The organism is Sphingomonas mucosissima, from assembly GCF_002197665.1.
GTDB classification, from domain to species: Bacteria; Pseudomonadota; Alphaproteobacteria; order Sphingomonadales; family Sphingomonadaceae; genus Sphingomonas; species Sphingomonas mucosissima.
The window spans coordinates 208,320-222,893 of sequence record NZ_NBBJ01000004.1 but is presented as its reverse complement, the minus strand read 5'-3'; the positions used below and the strand labels follow the sequence as shown (position 1 = coordinate 222,893).

General features: G+C 65.1%; 15 protein-coding genes. 4 read left to right on the top strand and 11 right to left on the bottom strand.

Annotated elements, in window-relative coordinates; genetic code table 11:
* Positions 1-115: 115 nt before the first annotated feature.
* Positions 116-649 carry a translation initiation factor IF-3 gene (infC, locus tag SPMU_RS12970; protein ID WP_088334327.1) on the bottom strand — a complete coding sequence of 178 codons (534 nt, stop codon included), beginning with the start codon at positions 647-649 and terminating at the stop codon, positions 116-118.
* Positions 650-910: 261 nt separating this feature from the next.
* Here infC and SPMU_RS12965 point away from each other — a divergent pair, with 261 nt between their 5' ends.
* Positions 911-2,326 carry a hypothetical protein gene (locus SPMU_RS12965; RefSeq protein ID WP_088334326.1) on the top strand — a complete coding sequence of 472 codons (1,416 nt, stop codon included), beginning with the start codon at positions 911-913 and terminating at the stop codon, positions 2,324-2,326.
* An 18-nt stretch (positions 2,327-2,344) separates the two neighbouring features.
* On the opposite strand, the gene SPMU_RS12960 is transcribed toward SPMU_RS12965, so the two are convergent.
* From SPMU_RS12960 to SPMU_RS12950, 3 genes are read right to left on the bottom strand one after another with little or no spacing between them, the layout of a single operon-like run.
* The gene (locus SPMU_RS12960) at positions 2,345-3,523 is read right to left on the bottom strand and encodes a glycosyltransferase (protein ID WP_088334325.1); all 1,179 of its coding nucleotides are present in this window, start codon (positions 3,521-3,523) and stop codon (positions 2,345-2,347) included.
* Between the two features lies 1 nt (position 3,524).
* Positions 3,525-4,046: a DUF2141 domain-containing protein gene (locus SPMU_RS12955; RefSeq protein ID WP_088334324.1), complete on the bottom strand. Its 522-nt coding sequence runs from the start codon at positions 4,044-4,046 to the stop codon at positions 3,525-3,527.
* The gene (locus SPMU_RS12950) at positions 4,034-4,981 is read right to left on the bottom strand and encodes a hypothetical protein (RefSeq protein WP_088334323.1); all 948 of its coding nucleotides are present in this window, start codon (positions 4,979-4,981) and stop codon (positions 4,034-4,036) included. Before SPMU_RS12950 ends, SPMU_RS12955 begins: the two co-directional genes overlap by 13 nt.
* Before the next feature lie 119 nt (positions 4,982-5,100).
* Between SPMU_RS12950 and SPMU_RS12945 the strand changes: the two genes are divergently transcribed.
* The gene (locus SPMU_RS12945; protein ID WP_088334415.1) at positions 5,101-6,156 is read left to right on the top strand and encodes a glycosyltransferase; all 1,056 of its coding nucleotides are present in this window, start codon (positions 5,101-5,103) and stop codon (positions 6,154-6,156) included.
* Here the strand turns inward: SPMU_RS12945 and maiA are convergent.
* From maiA to pyrE, 6 genes are read right to left on the bottom strand one after another with little or no spacing between them, the layout of a single operon-like run.
* Positions 6,143-6,772, bottom strand: a complete 630-nt coding sequence (maiA, locus tag SPMU_RS12940) for a maleylacetoacetate isomerase (protein WP_088334322.1) — start codon at positions 6,770-6,772, stop codon at positions 6,143-6,145. The genes SPMU_RS12945 and maiA overlap by 14 nt on opposite strands.
* Positions 6,769-7,842, bottom strand: coding sequence for an AI-2E family transporter (locus SPMU_RS12935; RefSeq protein WP_088334321.1), 1,074 nt, complete (start codon positions 7,840-7,842; stop codon positions 6,769-6,771). The genes maiA and SPMU_RS12935 overlap by 4 nt, the downstream gene beginning before the upstream one ends.
* Complete coding sequence (gene lepB / locus SPMU_RS12930; RefSeq protein ID WP_088334320.1) at positions 7,839-8,801, bottom strand: signal peptidase I; 963 nt, start codon at positions 8,799-8,801, stop codon at positions 7,839-7,841. Before lepB ends, SPMU_RS12935 begins: the two co-directional genes overlap by 4 nt.
* Positions 8,798-9,202 carry a holo-ACP synthase gene (gene acpS, locus SPMU_RS12925; protein WP_088334319.1) on the bottom strand — a complete coding sequence of 135 codons (405 nt, stop codon included), beginning with the start codon at positions 9,200-9,202 and terminating at the stop codon, positions 8,798-8,800. The genes lepB and acpS overlap by 4 nt, the downstream gene beginning before the upstream one ends.
* Positions 9,199-9,927 carry a pyridoxine 5'-phosphate synthase gene (locus SPMU_RS12920; protein WP_088334318.1) on the bottom strand — a complete coding sequence of 243 codons (729 nt, stop codon included), beginning with the start codon at positions 9,925-9,927 and terminating at the stop codon, positions 9,199-9,201. Before SPMU_RS12920 ends, acpS begins: the two co-directional genes overlap by 4 nt.
* A 28-nt stretch (positions 9,928-9,955) precedes the next feature.
* Positions 9,956-10,540, bottom strand: coding sequence for an orotate phosphoribosyltransferase (gene pyrE / locus SPMU_RS12915; RefSeq protein ID WP_088334414.1), 585 nt, complete (start codon positions 10,538-10,540; stop codon positions 9,956-9,958).
* A gap of 194 nt (positions 10,541-10,734) precedes the next feature.
* On the opposite strand from pyrE, the gene coxB reads away from it, so the two are divergent.
* Together coxB and ctaD are read left to right on the top strand one after the other, a co-directional pair.
* Positions 10,735-11,892, top strand: coding sequence for a cytochrome c oxidase subunit II (coxB, locus tag SPMU_RS12910; RefSeq protein ID WP_088334317.1), 1,158 nt, complete (start codon positions 10,735-10,737; stop codon positions 11,890-11,892).
* Between the two features lie 2 nt (positions 11,893-11,894).
* Positions 11,895-13,577 (top strand): cytochrome c oxidase subunit I, encoded by a 1,683-nt coding sequence (gene ctaD, locus SPMU_RS12905; protein WP_088334316.1) that lies wholly within the window; start codon positions 11,895-11,897, stop codon positions 13,575-13,577.
* 292 nt (positions 13,578-13,869) lie between these two features.
* On the opposite strand, the gene SPMU_RS12900 is transcribed toward ctaD, so the two are convergent.
* Positions 13,870-14,553, bottom strand: coding sequence for a DUF2490 domain-containing protein (locus SPMU_RS12900; protein WP_088334315.1), 684 nt, complete (start codon positions 14,551-14,553; stop codon positions 13,870-13,872).
* Between the last annotated feature and the right edge of the window lie 21 nt (positions 14,554-14,574).

Here is a 14,574-nt window from a genome sequence, read left to right as displayed (position 1 = left end):
CCACGATGGGTCCGCAGCGGACCTGTCATTTGTGTCAGTTGACGCTACGGCAAGCACGAAAAAGGCCGCAGCTCCCGTCGGAGCGCGGCCTTTTCATCGCGAACACCGAAAAAAATTATTTCGGTGCGAGAACCATCAGCATCTGGCGGCCTTCCATACGTGGGTAGGCTTCCACCTTCGCCACTTCGGCCACCTGTTCGGCCACGCGCTGAAGCACGGCCATGCCAAGCTGGCCGTGGCTCAGCTCGCGTCCGCGAAAGCGCATGGTCACCTTCACCTTGTCGCCTTCACCGATGAACTCCGCCACCTTCTTCATCTTGGTGTCGTAGTCATGATCATCGATGTTCGGACGCATCTTGATCTCCTTGATCTCCTGCGTCTTCTGGCTCTTGCGGGCGAGGTTCGCCTTTTTCTGCGCCTCGTACTTATACTTGCCGACATCGAGGAACTTGGCCACGGGCGGATCGGCGTTGGGCGACACCTCCACCAGGTCGAGCCCGACTTCCTTGGCCTGCTCGATCGCCTGACGGGTGTACATCACGCCGAGATTCTCGCCCTCGTGATCGATCACGCGGACCTTCTGGCTCTGGATCCACTCGTTAAATCGCGGGCCGTTCATCGGCGGCGCCTGCATTGGCCGGCGCATCATGGGCGGACGGATGGTCAATTCTCCTGTTGCTTCAAACCGCCAATATATAATGTGTTTCGCTGCGGATCGAAAGACCGCAATCGGCCACTTCGGGCTAAAGTGGCGAGGACGGTCATGATCCGCGGCCCGAAATCATCGTGCGCCACCCGAATCGGCGCCTCTAGACTGCCGGTTTCGACGACTCGGCGTGCGGCATGATCGGCGCATGCGAGCGGAAGCAGGCGCTTCATGGCGGCTGGATCAACGGCTAGGCATCGGCCCATGACAGTCCGTGCCCTCGATCGATATCGGCTCATTGTCTTGCTGGAAGTGGCGGTCGCCGCACGCGCCGCGACGTTCGGCAACCCGACTGTCCATATCGACGAGGATTTCTATTTCACCGTGGCGCGCGCAATGTGGAGCGGCGCGATCCCCTATGTCGATGTATGGGACAGGAAGCCGCCCGGGCTCTTCTTGATCTATCTCCTGCCGGCGGCCTTGCCGTTCGGCTGGGGAATCCTTGCCTATCAGGCGCTGGCGCTCGCGGCCGTTACCGCAACCGCTTGGATGGTCGCCCGTCTGGCCGAGATCGGCGGCTGGGCGCGCGGCGCGACGCTCGCGGGCGTGGCCTATGTCCTGTGGCTCAATCTCGCGAGTGGGCAGGGCGGCCAGTCGCCGGTCTTCTACAATCCGCTGATGGCCGGCGCGGCGCTGCTGATCCTCGCCAACACGGCGCGCAGTGGCCGCCGGGACGCCGCCGCCATGCTGCTGGTCGGCCTGGCGCTGCAGGTGAAATATTCCGCCGTGTTCGAAGGGATGTTCTTCGGCCTGTGGATCGTGGGGCGCGACTGGCGCGCTGGTGATGCGATCGGCCGGATCGCGCTCCGGTCGGTTGGCCTCGCGCTCCTTGCGCTATCGCCCACCGCCCTTGCCGCGGCCTTCTACGCCGCGATCGGCCACCTTGGCGCTTTCACCTACGCCAATTTCCTGTCCATCGCTGAGCGCCAGATTGATCCGCCGCTCGAACGCTGGGGAAATTTCGCCAGGATCGCGGCGCTGCTGGCGCCGCTCGTGGCGATGGCCTGGGCTTCGGTGCGGCATGGGCCGGCAACGAGCGAGCGGCGCTTTTTGCTGGCGTGGCTTGGCGTCGCGGTCGCCGCAATCGTCGGCTTCGGCGGGTGGTTCGATCATTATGCCCTCCCGGCCTTTGTGCCTGGCGCGGTGTGCGCGGCCGGCTTCCTGGCGGCCAGTCGGCGCGGCAGGGTCGCGGCGCTCGGGCTGGCCGCGCTGATCGGAACAATGTTCGTCGTCACCGATCGGCTGGGCCGCGGTGGCCCGGCCGAGTTCCGCGCGCTGGTCCGTGTGATCGGCGACGGGCCAGGCTGCCTGTGGGTCTATTCCGGCACGCCAAAGATCTATGCCGCCGTCCGCCGCTGCCGCGTCACGCGCTATCTCTTTCCCAGCCATCTCCACCGCACGCGCGAGCACGGGGCGATCGGGGTGGATCAAGCGGCGGAGGTGCGCCGCATCCTGGCGGCGGCACCCGGCGTGATCGTGATGCGCCCGGTCTCCATTGGTGAGCGACCGGAAATCCGTGCCATTGTGTCCGCGGCGGTGGCGCGGGACTATGTTCTGTTGGCACGGCAACCCCTGGGGCGCGGGACGGTCGCGATATATGGCCGCAGGGGTGCGCAGTGAGGCCGCCTCCGTCCTGGCTCAGGCCGCTTCGCTCCGTTTGATGGCCAGCGCCGCTTCATAATAGGCCATCAGATCGACGCTATGTTCGCGGTCGGTCCGCACCCGCCCGGCCGCGGTGATGGCGGCGCGGCGCAGCACCGCCCGGTCGCGCGCGTGCATGCGGGCGATCGCTTCGGCGCACGCCACGGCGTCGCGCGCCTGGTACAATTCCGCGCAGGCCGGGTCGGCGACTTCGGCGCATCCCCCCGTATTCGGAACGATCAGCGGCAGTCCCGACGCAATTGCCTCCGACGCGACCAGCCCGAACGGCTCCGCCTCCGATCCGTGGATCAGCGCGTCGCAACTCGCCATGATCCGCGCCAGTCGTTCGCGATCATATACCGGGCGAAACAGGCGGATGTGCGGGCTACCGGCAATGCGCCGCTCGATCCGCTCCGTGTCAAGTCCTTGGCCCAGCAGGATAAGTCCCACCGGCAGCGTGGCGCCGGCCCGCTCAACGGCGTCGATCACCATCGGCCAGCGCTTTTCCGGATGATGGCGGCCGAGCCCCAAGAGGAGCAGCCCGCGCTCGTTCAATCCGCATTGCTGCAACAACGCCTGGCGCAGTTTTTCATCGCGCAATGCCGGTGTGAAGTGTCCGCCCTCGATGCCCAGCGGCATCGCCGCGTCGATCCTGAGCCCGCGCGCGCACAGGCGCTTCGCCAGTGCCGGCCCGTTGGTGACGACACAATCATACAAGCCCAGGAATCGGGCCATGTAGCGGGTGTACCAGCCAAAGGCGCGCTCGATCCGCTCATGGCTCGCGACCCCCTCGAACCAGCGCTGGGCGTAGGCGGCCATGTTGTCGTTGTGCATGAAAAAGGACTTGAGCGCGCGGCCCTGCCATTGGCCGACAAACCACGCGGGCCGCCATGGGGACGAGCATTCGACCACGTCGGGATCATAATGATCAAGCAGCGCGGTCACTGCATCGCGATCCCAAAACAGCCCGTAATTGCGGTCGAACGGCAGCTTGGGGGAGCGTACGAAATGCACCAGCCCCCCGCCGGGCCGCTCGTCGATCCGCTCCTCTTCGCCGGGTGCGAGCAGGATCAGTTCGTGCCCCAGATCGCTCATGATGCCGATCTTGCGATCAATATAGGTGCGGACGCCGCCTCCAGTGGGAGAATAGAATTCGTTGACGTCCACCACCCGCATGTCAGTCGTCCACCGGGCCGAAGCTGGGGATGAAGCCGCGTAGATATTGCAGGCGCACGGTGACCAGGCTCACGCCCCGCGGCACATCAACGATCGCCTGCGACAGCTTGGGCTTCGCTCGGCCGATCCGCTGGTTGGCCGGAAGGCCGGCACCATCGGTCCAGACGTTGAACTTGTTCTTGTTGTCGCGATCATGCGTGACGAACAGCGCGTAGCGCCCCGGAGCAGGTGCCTTGATGCACAGGGTGACGGGGCCGGCCGGCGGAGTAGGGACACGAACGCGATGGAAGAATTTTCCCTCGGCAATCAGATCGCGATCATCCTTCAGGAAATCATCCTCGGTGGCGGGAAACAACTCCAACTTCAGATTGCCGGTTTGGTCCTTCAGTCCCAGCACCGACACTTGGATCGCAGGCTGGTCACGCCGGACGCACGCAGCCGCGTCGCTTCCCAGCACCTGCGCCGCGCCCGGCAGCGGCGCGAGCAGGCCCGCAAGGAGCAAGGCGAGCTTTAGCGACGCCAATGCCGCAACCCGGTGAACCCGGCTCCCAATGCGAATGCCAGTACCAGAGCGAGATGCACGACCAAGGTGAGCCCGGCGACAAAGGCGATCATCTCGCTGAGCGCCTCGCCCCGGCCGATTAGAAGGATGGCGAAGCTGGCGAACAGCAGGTCCTTGTTCGGCACCAGCGGCAGGCGGGAGACGAGCAGCCGCGCCGCCGAAAGGAACACCCACATCCAAAGCGACACTTCCGGCATGGCATAGTGCCAGGCGAGCGCCAACAGCAGCGAACTGGCCGCGATACGGGCACAGTGGATCCAGAACACTTCCCAAAGCTGGCGGCGGGGCAACGAAAAGACCCGCTTGGAAAACAGGATCAGGAGCAGGCTGACGGCGAGGGTGATCACCGCCGATCCCACCACGGCATTCAGCACGCCGCGCGGCATCAGCTGATAGCCGACTGGCAGCGCAATCGCGCACAGGATGATGGTCGCGCCATTGCCGGCGATCGCGGACAGTAACGACACGTCCTTCACCGCGCCAAACGGTGCCGCCACCAGGTTCGCCCGTGCGCGGGCCCAGGCGTAGAAATATGCCTCGCCCGAATAGCCGAGCACCACATCATTGGCTATTCGCTTCTTGTGCAGCGCTCCGAAACCGGCCCAGGGAATTTGCCAGAGCCGACGGAAGATCACGAAGTCACCGGTAGGCGCCGCCAAGTAAAGGCCGGTGAAAGCAATATAGAACCACGGGGAATCAGGCGCCGCCTTGCTGAGACCTGCAACCCCCGTGTCCAGCAACTCGCGCCCAAGCATCACCAGCATGGCAAGGCTGAGCACGGCGGCCAAAATCGACGGCCAGCGTCGGCGCAGCGTTTCCGCCGGCTGCAAGGCCGCAATGTCCGGCAGGTCGGCTTCACTCACGCCCGCAGGCACGCTGTCGGCTTTTGCGCTCAAGACCTCGGGCTTCCTTTGCACGCGTCCCGCATAACATCTGACGGGCGGTGTGGGCGAATGGCGCCCGAATGTGGTTTCTTTTCGGCGGCGATCTGGGCCGTAGTTTGCATCCAAGCAAGATGACCGGCGCCCGACACATCCTCAGTTACGCCCAGACGTTGCGCGGCGGCGGCGTGGAGCGGGCCCTTCTGCGCCTTGCGGGTGAGTGGGCGAGCCTGGGCCGCCGAGTAACCCTGGTCATCGGTGACCCTTCGGGCCCGCTGCGCCGAGAGATATCGGCGGCCGTCGAGGTAATCCCGCTCGGCGCCAGTGGTTATGCCGCGATGCACGCTCTTCCTCGCCACGTGAAGGCATTGCGCCCGGACCTGCTATTCTGCGCAGGTAGTCATTACACTGGCATTGCAGCCTGGACGCGATTGCGTTTGGGCACGACGTGCCCGCCGATCGTCGCCAAGGTATCGAATGCGCTGGAACGGCCCGATCACGGGCGATTGGTGGCGGCGGCGCATGCGGCGTGGCTGCGCCAGCACCCGAGGTTCCTCGACCGGGTCGTGGCGATGTCCGAGGCGAGCGCGGAGCATGTCGCCCGTGCAATGCGGCTGTCCCGCAGCCTGATCCCCGTTATCCCCAATCCGCCTGCGCAACGGGGCGCCGAGGCATCGCTGCCAGCGTTGCCGCGCCGGTACGTTCTGGGTGTCGGGCGTCTCGTCCCGCAGAAACGTTGGGACCGCCTCATCGATGCGCTGCCGCATCTGCACCAGCGGATACCGCTCGTTATTTTAGGAGAAGGGGAATGCCGTGCTGCATTGGCCGCGCAAGCGGAAGCGGGTGGCGTGGAATTGCTGCTTCCCGGCCATGTCGCGGATCCCATCGTTGCAATGGCCGGCGCGGCCGTGCTTGCGCTGACTTCAGATTTCGAAGGGGTGCCGGGCGTCCTGGCTGAATCGCTCTCCGTCGGTACGCCCGTGGTGACGACCGATTGCGCGCCGGCCGTTGCGGAGATCGTCGCTAGCCCGTCGCTGGGCACCATCGTGCCGCGCAATGATGGCGCCGCGCTGGCGAGGGCGCTGGACCATTGGCTCGGCGACGCAGTTCGCCCTCACCCCGTTGCGCCGCGGGGTGCGGACTCGGCGTCGCGGTACCTCCAGTTGTTCGATTCGCTTATGCCGGTTTGACGCGCTCGGGCATCGCCGCCTGGACGGGCGGCAGGGCAAGGCTGGCCGCTTCAGCGGCGCAAAGCTTGGGAAAATCGTCTAGCGGAATGGCAAAGCGCCGGGCATTGGCAAGTTGCGGCACCAGGCACACATCAGCGATGTCGGGCGAGTCGCCGCCCAGGAACGGGCCGTCACCCGCCATCTGTTCCAGTGCGGACAAACCCTCCGCCACCCAGTGGCGATACCATTCGTCGCGCGCGGCCTGATTGGCGCCAAACTGCGTTTCTAGCCGTTTCAGCACGCGCAGGTTGTTCAGCGGGTGAATATCCGCGGCCACGGCCAGCGCCCGGGCGAGCTGGCCCGATCGCACGAACGGGTCCTTGTCCACCATCGGCGGATCGGGAAAGTTCGCGTCGAGCCAGTCGATGATCGCCAGGCTTTGGGTCAGCGGCCGGCCATCCACGACCAGCGTCGGCACAAAGCCTTGCGGATTGATCCGGCGATTCGCTTCGCTCGCCTGATTACCGGCGAGCAGGTTCACCGCCACGGTCTCATAGGCCACGCCCTTGAGGTTCAGGCAGATCCGGACGCGGTATGAAGCGGATGAGCGCCAATAGTCGTGCAGCACGATGTTCATGTGTGGGTCTCCTCCGCGCGCTCGTCCTCAACGGTTTCGCTACGCCGCTCCATCGCGGCCTTGATCATCGCCGTCATCGGGTCGGCAAGCGCCAAGCCAAGAATGCCGAACAGTGCGCTGGCGAGGATCTGGGCGCCAAGCGTCAGCGCCGGGGGCATGTCGACGGTGCGCTTCGCCACCATCGGGATCAGGACGTAGCCGTCGAACGTCTGCACGATCACATAGGTGCCGATCGCCCAGATGCCGGTGTCGACCCCGGCCGAAAAGCCCACCGCAATCATCAACGCCCCGGAAATGAAGGCACCGATATTGGGGATAAAGGCGAGAATACCCGTCAGGATGCCCAGGATCAGCGCCATCGGCACGCCCCCGAGCATCAGCGCAAACCAGGTGAGCACGCCTTCAGCCACCATGCCGATGATGCGACCGAACAGAAGCCGGCGAAGGGTGCTTCCCATGCGATCCATGGTGATCGCGAATTCCGGGCGCTTCTCCTCCGGGATCATCCATTGCAGGCCGCGCTCGTAGCTGCGCGGATCAATGGCGATGAAAAGGCCGATCACCAGGATCATGAACATGGTGGTGAGCGCGCCCAGCGCCGAGCCCACCCATGATGTGAGCCGTCCGACCGAGCTCATCGCTTGCCGGGCGATGCCGCTGATGTCGGAAGCGCCCGGCATCAGGCCCTGCTTTGTCAGCCAGCTGGTGAGCTGCACGGCTTGAGTCTCAAGCGTGTTGCGCAGCTGGTTGACCTGCTCGGTGACCTGCACGCCGGTAAGCACGAAGGTCGCGACCAGGAAGATCACGGTCAAAAGGCAGACAATAAGCAGCCGCCAACCCCGTCCGATCGGCAGTACACGGCCGAGCAGCCGGACCCCGCCCTCTAGCAGGGCGGCAAAGACCATGCCGGCAAAGATGATCAGCAACGGCTGAATGAGCAGCACGACCAGGCCGATCGCCGAGGCGAGGCCAAGCCATACGGCGGCGCGCTTGAATTCGCGCCGGGTGGCAGGATCGCGGACTTCGTGCGGGCTGGCCCCCTCGACCACCTTTACGCCCGCATCGCTCAACGTGTTTCCTCCGGATGTAGCGAGATGCCCGTCCGGCCGCTCCGCAGCGACCCAAACCACGTAAGTGGGTTGATGGTTGCCGATCCATCGACGGAGAAGGTGATGAACTCCGCCCGCCCGCCGATATTCTCCCACGGCACCGGCCCGCCGAGGCCCTTTTCGCTGCCGCCCAGCGCGAAGCGGCTGTCGGCCGAGCGATCGCGATTGTCACCCATCAGGAATAGATGCCGCTCAGGAATCCGGATCGGCCCGTAATAATCGCCGGGGCTCGCGCCCAGCTCCACCGTGTCGAAGCGGCGGCCGTTTGGCAGCGTTTCGGTGACGATCGGCAGGCGACAGACGGTGGCGCCATCGGCGCGGGTGATGCGGGCCTCGGGATATTGCCACGGATCGCAGGTGGCGTTCCGATCGACAGGCAGGTCCTTGTAGTGGGCGGGGCCGCGCACCACCGGCTTTCCGTTCAGGATCACCGTTCCGCCCCGCACCTCAAGGGTGTCGCCGGGCAGGCCGATGACCCGCTTGATATAATCGCTGGTCTGCCCTGGCGGCGTGACGATCACGACGTCGCCGCGCTCCGGCATCGCACCCCACAGGCGGCCCCGCCAGTCCGGCAATTGATACGACCAACTGTCCACCGGCTGATGCAGAACCGTGCCCCTGAAGATCGCCGCCGGGTTGGGTAGTGTCGGCGAGACGAACGACCAGCCATAAGCATATTTCGACACAACCAGTCGATCGCCGACCTCCAGGCCGGGCAGCATGGATTCGCTGGGAATGTAAAAGGGCTTGGCGATGAAGCTGTGAAAGCCGAGCACGGCGAGGATCAGCCAGAACAGGCCCTTCACCTCGCCCCACCAGTCGAAGCCACGGCCGCTCCGCTGTTCGGGCGCTCCGTCAGCCGGCGGCTCGCCCGTCAACGGCAATTTCTCGGCCAGATCATTCACGGTCCTGCGGTTCACTCGTCCGGGATGGCCTCGATGATCACAAAGGCCTGCGCCCAGGGATGATCGTCGGTCAATGTCAAATGGATGCGCGGGCGGTGGCCTGCGGGAATCAGGGCGTCAAGCGCCGCCTTGGCACCGCCGGAAAGCGCGAGCGTCGGGGCACCGGAGGCCGCGTTCACCACGCCGATGTCCCTCATGAAGACACCGCGGCGAAAACCTGTGCCGACCGCCTTGGAGAAGGCCTCCTTGGCCGCGAACCGTTTCGCATAGGTGCCAGCGATCGTGAACGGCCGACGTTGCGCCTTGGCCCGCTCCACATCGGTGAACACGCGGTTCTCAAACCGGGCGCCGAAGCGGCCGAGCGACGCTTGGATGCGCTCGATATTGCAAAGGTCGGAGCCGAGCCCGACGATCATCGCGCCGCATCCATCGCGGCGCGCATCCGGCGGATGCTTTCGGCCAGCCCGACGAAGATCGCCTCACCGATCAGGAAATGGCCGATGTTCAGCTCCACTACCTGCGGGATCGCCGCGATGGGCGCCACATTGTCAAAGGTGAGGCCGTGGCCGGCGTGAACCTCGATGCCGTTCTTGGCCGCGAGCGCGGCCGCATCGGCAATCCGGCGCAGTTCCTCCGTCCGCGCGGCGCCGTCGAGTTCGCAATAGCGGCCGGTGTGCAATTCCACCACCGGCGCGCCCAGCCGCATCGCGGCATCGATCTGGCGCGCGTCGGGTTCGATGAACAACGACACTCGCGTTCCGGCCTCGCGCAACGCCGAAACCATCGGCAGCAGCCGATCAAACTGCCCCGCCGCATCGATGCCGCCCTCCGTCGTGCGCTCCTCCCGCTTTTCCGGCACGATGCAGGCAGCATGCGGGCGATGGCGAAGCGCGATCCGCAGCATCTCCTCGGTCGCAGCCATTTCCAGGTTGAGCGGGACCGTCAGGGTCTCTGACAGCCGCGCAATATCATCGTCGGTGATATGGCGGCGGTCTTCGCGCAAATGGGCGGTGATCCCGTCGGCGCCGGCTTCGGCCGCGAGCTGCGCCGCGCGAACCGGATCGGGATAAATGCCGCCGCGCGCGTTCCGAACGGTGGCGACATGATCGATATTGACGCCCAGGCGCAAATGTTCGCTCATCGATCCTCCTTTCGTGCCGCCGGCCGCCTCATGTCGCCGACCGGCTGCCCGGCTTGATCGCCGGGATCGCCGCAAGGTCCGGCGGCAAGGCATCGGCCTCATAGGTGGGCACATCGAGGCGGATCAGCGGGAAGAACGGGACGCCAATATCGGCGCTGCCATTCGATCGGTCGACCAGCGCGGCGCCGGCGATCACTCGCCCGCCCGCCGCCTCGATCGCCTTGATCGCTTCGCGGGAAGAAAGTCCGGTGGTGACGACGTCTTCCATCATCAGCACTTCCTGCCCGTCCTCCAGGCGAAAGCCGCGCCGAAGCTCGAAGGTGCCGGTCGGCCGTTCAACGAACATCGCCTCCACGCCCAGCGCGCGCGCCATCTCATGCCCCGCGATCACCCCGCCCATGGCCGGGGACACAACGGCGGAGATGCGCGAGCGCACGTCCGAGGGGATTCGATCAGCCAGCGCTTCGGCCAGCCGGGCGCCGCGCCGCGGATCCATCAGCACGCGCGCGCACTGCAGGTAGCGCGACGATCGCAAGCCCGACGACAGGATGAAATGTCCCTCGAGCAGCGCGTCCGCCGCACGGAATTCTGCCAGAACCTCGTCGTTGGTCACCAAAAGCCCTTTCGTCGGCCTGCGCAAATACGAACGACGCGGCGGCCATGCAACGCACGGCCCGCGACTGGCGCAAATTAAAGCAACATGCGTGCTTGAGGCGCGCGAAACCCCTCCGTATAGGCCACAGTGTCCAAGGGGTCTGCGCAGGGGGTGTGCGGGCCTCGCACTGGAGAGGCAAGGTTACCGCACGGATGAAAAGCGTGTTCAAGGGATTGATGCTGGCCACCGGGCTCGCGCTGGCCGGGCTTGCGCCCGCCGCAGCCCAGCCGGCGGCAACAGGGGGCGGCGTCGCAAGCGCTCCGACCGAGGCGGCAGCGATCGGCAATTCGGTCAATGTCGCAGAACGGGCGCCGGAATCGGCTCCCGCGGCACCGGGGGCGGCGCAAGCCGATTCCGCACCACTGACGGCAAGTCCCGTCGTTGGTCAGCCGACGGATCGACTCATGTCGATCCAGCCGCAGGTCACGAAAAATGGCCAGCGCGCGATGGGGTTCCACAACAACATCCTGTTGCCGCTGATCGTCGTGATCTGTCTGCTCGTGCTGGCGCTGCTCGTCTACGTGGTGATCCGCTACCGTCAGGCTGCCAACCCGATCCCGTCGAAGACCAGCCACAACACCGCGATCGAGGTGGTGTGGACGCTGGCGCCGGTGCTGATCCTGGTTGCCATCGCCGTGCCGTCGATCGGCCTGCTCTCTGCCCAGTTCAAGCCGGCCCCGGCGAACGCCGTCACGCTGAAGGCAATCGGCAACCAATGGTATTGGAGCTACCAATATCCGGATCACGGTGGCCTCGAAATCACCGCGAACATGCTGAAGGAGCAGAACGAGGTTGGCGCCGGTGAGCGCTTCCGCACCGATGCAGATGGCCCCCGTCTGCTCGCCACGGACAACCGCGTTGTGCTGCCGGTCGGCGTGCCGATCCGCCTGATCACGACAGCGAACGACGTGATCCACAGCTGGGCGATCCCCGCCTTCTGGATCAAGCTGGACGCCGTTCCGGGTCGTTTGAACGAGACGAGCTTCACCATCGAGAAGCCGGGCGTGTACTACGGCCAGTGCTCCGAGCTGTGCGGTGCCCGCCACGCCTACATGCCGATCACGGTTGAGGCGGTTCCCCCGGCGCAGTTCGCTGCCTGGATCCGCTCAAAGGGTGGCTCGATGCCGGGTGCGAACACCTCCTCGTCGGCTGCTACCTTGCAGCCGGGTGCCGAGAACCCGGCCGGGGCCGGTGACGCTGCCGCCGCCGCGGAAAACATGATGGGGCCGACCGATAACGCCACCGTCGTACCTGCCACTTCCCAGCAGGGTGCCACCAATCCGGCCGGCACCGGCGATTCGGGGCGCTGATTATGACCGATACCGCTCTTCATCCGTCCGCCTTCCAGGCGCACGACGACCATGCGCACCACCATCACGATGCGGATCACAAGCCCGCGTTCTTCCAGCGCTGGTTCATGTCCACGAACCACAAGGACATCGGCACCCTCTACCTGATCTTCGCGATCTTCGCCGGCATCATCGGCGGCGCGATCTCGGGCCTGATGCGTATCGAACTGCGTGATCCGGGCATCCAATATCTGCCGACCTGGCTTGCGATGCTGCACGGCCCGGGCACGTTCGATCAGGCGCTGCACCTGTGGAACGTGATGATCACGGCTCACGGCCTCATCATGGTGTTCTTCATGGTGATGCCGGCGATGATCGGCGGTTTCGGCAACTGGTTCGTTCCGCTGATGATCGGCGCGCCGGACATGGCCTTCCCGCGCATGAACAACATCAGCTTCTGGCTGCTGGTGCCGTCCTTCCTGCTGCTGCTGGGCTCGCCGTTCTTCGGGTCGGGCGCCGGCACCGGCTGGACGGTTTATGCGCCGCTCTCCACTTATGGTGAGCCCGGGCCGTCGGTCGACATGGCGATCCTGTCGCTCCACTTGTCGGGTGCCTCGTCGATCCTTGGCGCGATCAACTTCATCACGACGATCTTCAACATGCGCGCTCCGGGCATGACGCTGCACAAGATGCCGCTGTTCGCCTGGTCGGTGCTGGTCACCGCGTTCCTGCTGCTCCTGTCGCTGCCGGTTCTCGCTGCGGCGATCACCATGCTGCTGACCGACCGTAACTTCGGCACGACCTTCTTCGATCCGGCCGGTGGCGGCGATCCGGTGCTGTATCAGCACCTGTTCTGGTTCTTCGGTCACCCCGAAGTGTACATCATGATCTTGCCGGGCTTCGGCATCATCAGCCACATCATCTCCACGTTCAGCCGCAAGCCGATCTTCGGCTATCTCGGCATGGCCTACGCCATGGTCGCGATCGGCGTGGTCGGCTTCGTCGTGTGGGCGCACCACATGTTCGCCACCGGCCTGTCCGTGAACACGAAGATGTACTTCACCGCCGCAACCATGGTGATCGCGGTGCCTACCGGCATCAAGATCTTCTCGTGGATCGCGACGATGTGGGGTGGCTCGCTCACCTTCAAGACGCCGATGACCTGGGCGATCGGCTTCATCTTCATGTTCACCGTGGGCGGCGTGACGGGCGTGGTGCTCGCCAACGGCGGCGTCGACGATTACATGCACGATACCTATTACGTGGTGGCGCACTTCCACTACGTGCTGTCGCTCGGTGCGGTGTTCGCGCTCTTCGCCGGCTTCTATTATTGGTTCCCGAAGATGTCGGGGAAGATGTACAACGAGTTCCTCGGGCAGCTGCACTTCTGGGTGTTCTTCGCCGGCGTGAACATTCTGTTCTTCCCGATGCACTTCCTGGGTCTACAGGGCATGCCGCGGCGCTACCCGGATTATCCGGATGCCTATGCCTATTGGAACCAGATCGCGACCCACGGCTATGAGATCATGGCGCTGGGCATGGTGATCTTCTTCATCAACCTGATTTGGTCGCTCGCGGCCGGCAAGAAGGCGCCGGACAATCCCTGGGGCGAGGGCGCAACGACGCTGGAGTGGACGCTGAGCTCGCCGCCGCCGTTCCACCAGTTCGAGACCCTGCCGGTGATCCAGGACGAAAAGCACCATTGATCGCCTGCCAATGATGAAGTCAGCGCCTCGCGAGGAAACTCGCGGGGCGCTTTCTTTTTGGCTGGTGATGATCGGCGATCGGCGGGGTTAGTGCGAAAGCGCTCACAGGAGCGTTCGATGCGCAACGGTACGATAGCGCCCTGTCAGTCGAAGCCAGAGCGCCGCCGGCTCTTCTTGGGTGGTGAGTGCTGAGCCACTGCTCCGCCTCGCGCGAGGTCATCCGAGCGCGTGAGCGAATGATCCGCGCCTGCCACCCGCCGACCATTAGCCAGTAGGTGCTATGTTCCCGCGCCTAGAGCCTGACGAAAAGCGTCAGCGCCGCAGCATGAACCATGGAAACGCGGCTTCCAGAAGCATCGCGGGTCTGGTTGAGGTACCCCGCTTCGATCGTCGACGTCCCCGGCAACGGGATCTCCAGCCCGACAAACGTGCGCACCTGATCGAATCCGGTCACCCCGCCCCATTCCGCCGATTTGAAGCCGACAAAGCCCTCCACCGAGCCAAGCGCCGCCACCCGCTTCACGCCCGCGGCGAGAGGATATTCGAAGCGCATCATCTGCCGCGCCCGCAGCGACATGCCGTCGCCATCGGAACGCCAGCGCTCCTCCAGCCGCGTCCGCGATTGCACCTCGAGCCGGCCGATCTTGCCGACGTTCCACGTCAGCTGCTGGAACAAGCGATCCTCCCGCAGATCCGGCCCGTTCTCCACCGGATCGATGACCCGCGCATATCCCTGGTAAAGCGTCACCGCCTTGCTCAGCTCCACGCCGACAGCGGGGCGAAGCAGCAATTGGGACAGGCGCGAGACGCCATCGCCAATCCGCGGCTGCACTTCGGCAAAGAAGACCACCGATCCCTCGATCCGGCCCATCACCGTGCCGTTCACCCACAGCGCCTCGTCATGGCTGGTCTGCGCAGCAGCCGGTGCGGCGATCGACAGACACGACAGGAAACAGAGCGGAAGAAGCCGATACATGACGCGGCCTCTAGCCCGATG

Excerpts from the sequence above, each read along its gene's own strand:
- infC (WP_088334327.1), bottom strand. The coding sequence starts at position 649 with ATGATGCGCCGGCCAATGCAGGCGCCGCCGATGAACGGCCCGCGATTT.
- SPMU_RS12965 (WP_088334326.1), top strand. The coding sequence starts at position 911 with ATGACAGTCCGTGCCCTCGATCGATATCGGCTCATTGTCTTGCTGGAA.
- SPMU_RS12960 (WP_088334325.1), bottom strand. The coding sequence starts at position 3,523 with ATGCGGGTGGTGGACGTCAACGAATTCTATTCTCCCACTGGAGGCGGC.
- SPMU_RS12945 (WP_088334415.1), top strand. The coding sequence starts at position 5,101 with ATGACCGGCGCCCGACACATCCTCAGTTACGCCCAGACGTTGCGCGGC.
- maiA (WP_088334322.1), bottom strand. The coding sequence starts at position 6,772 with ATGAACATCGTGCTGCACGACTATTGGCGCTCATCCGCTTCATACCGC.
- acpS (WP_088334319.1), bottom strand. The coding sequence starts at position 9,202 with ATGATCGTCGGGCTCGGCTCCGACCTTTGCAATATCGAGCGCATCCAA.
- SPMU_RS12920 (WP_088334318.1), bottom strand. The coding sequence starts at position 9,927 with ATGAGCGAACATTTGCGCCTGGGCGTCAATATCGATCATGTCGCCACC.
- coxB (WP_088334317.1), top strand. The coding sequence starts at position 10,735 with ATGAAAAGCGTGTTCAAGGGATTGATGCTGGCCACCGGGCTCGCGCTG.
- ctaD (WP_088334316.1), top strand. The coding sequence starts at position 11,895 with ATGACCGATACCGCTCTTCATCCGTCCGCCTTCCAGGCGCACGACGAC.
- SPMU_RS12900 (WP_088334315.1), bottom strand. The coding sequence starts at position 14,553 with ATGTATCGGCTTCTTCCGCTCTGTTTCCTGTCGTGTCTGTCGATCGCC.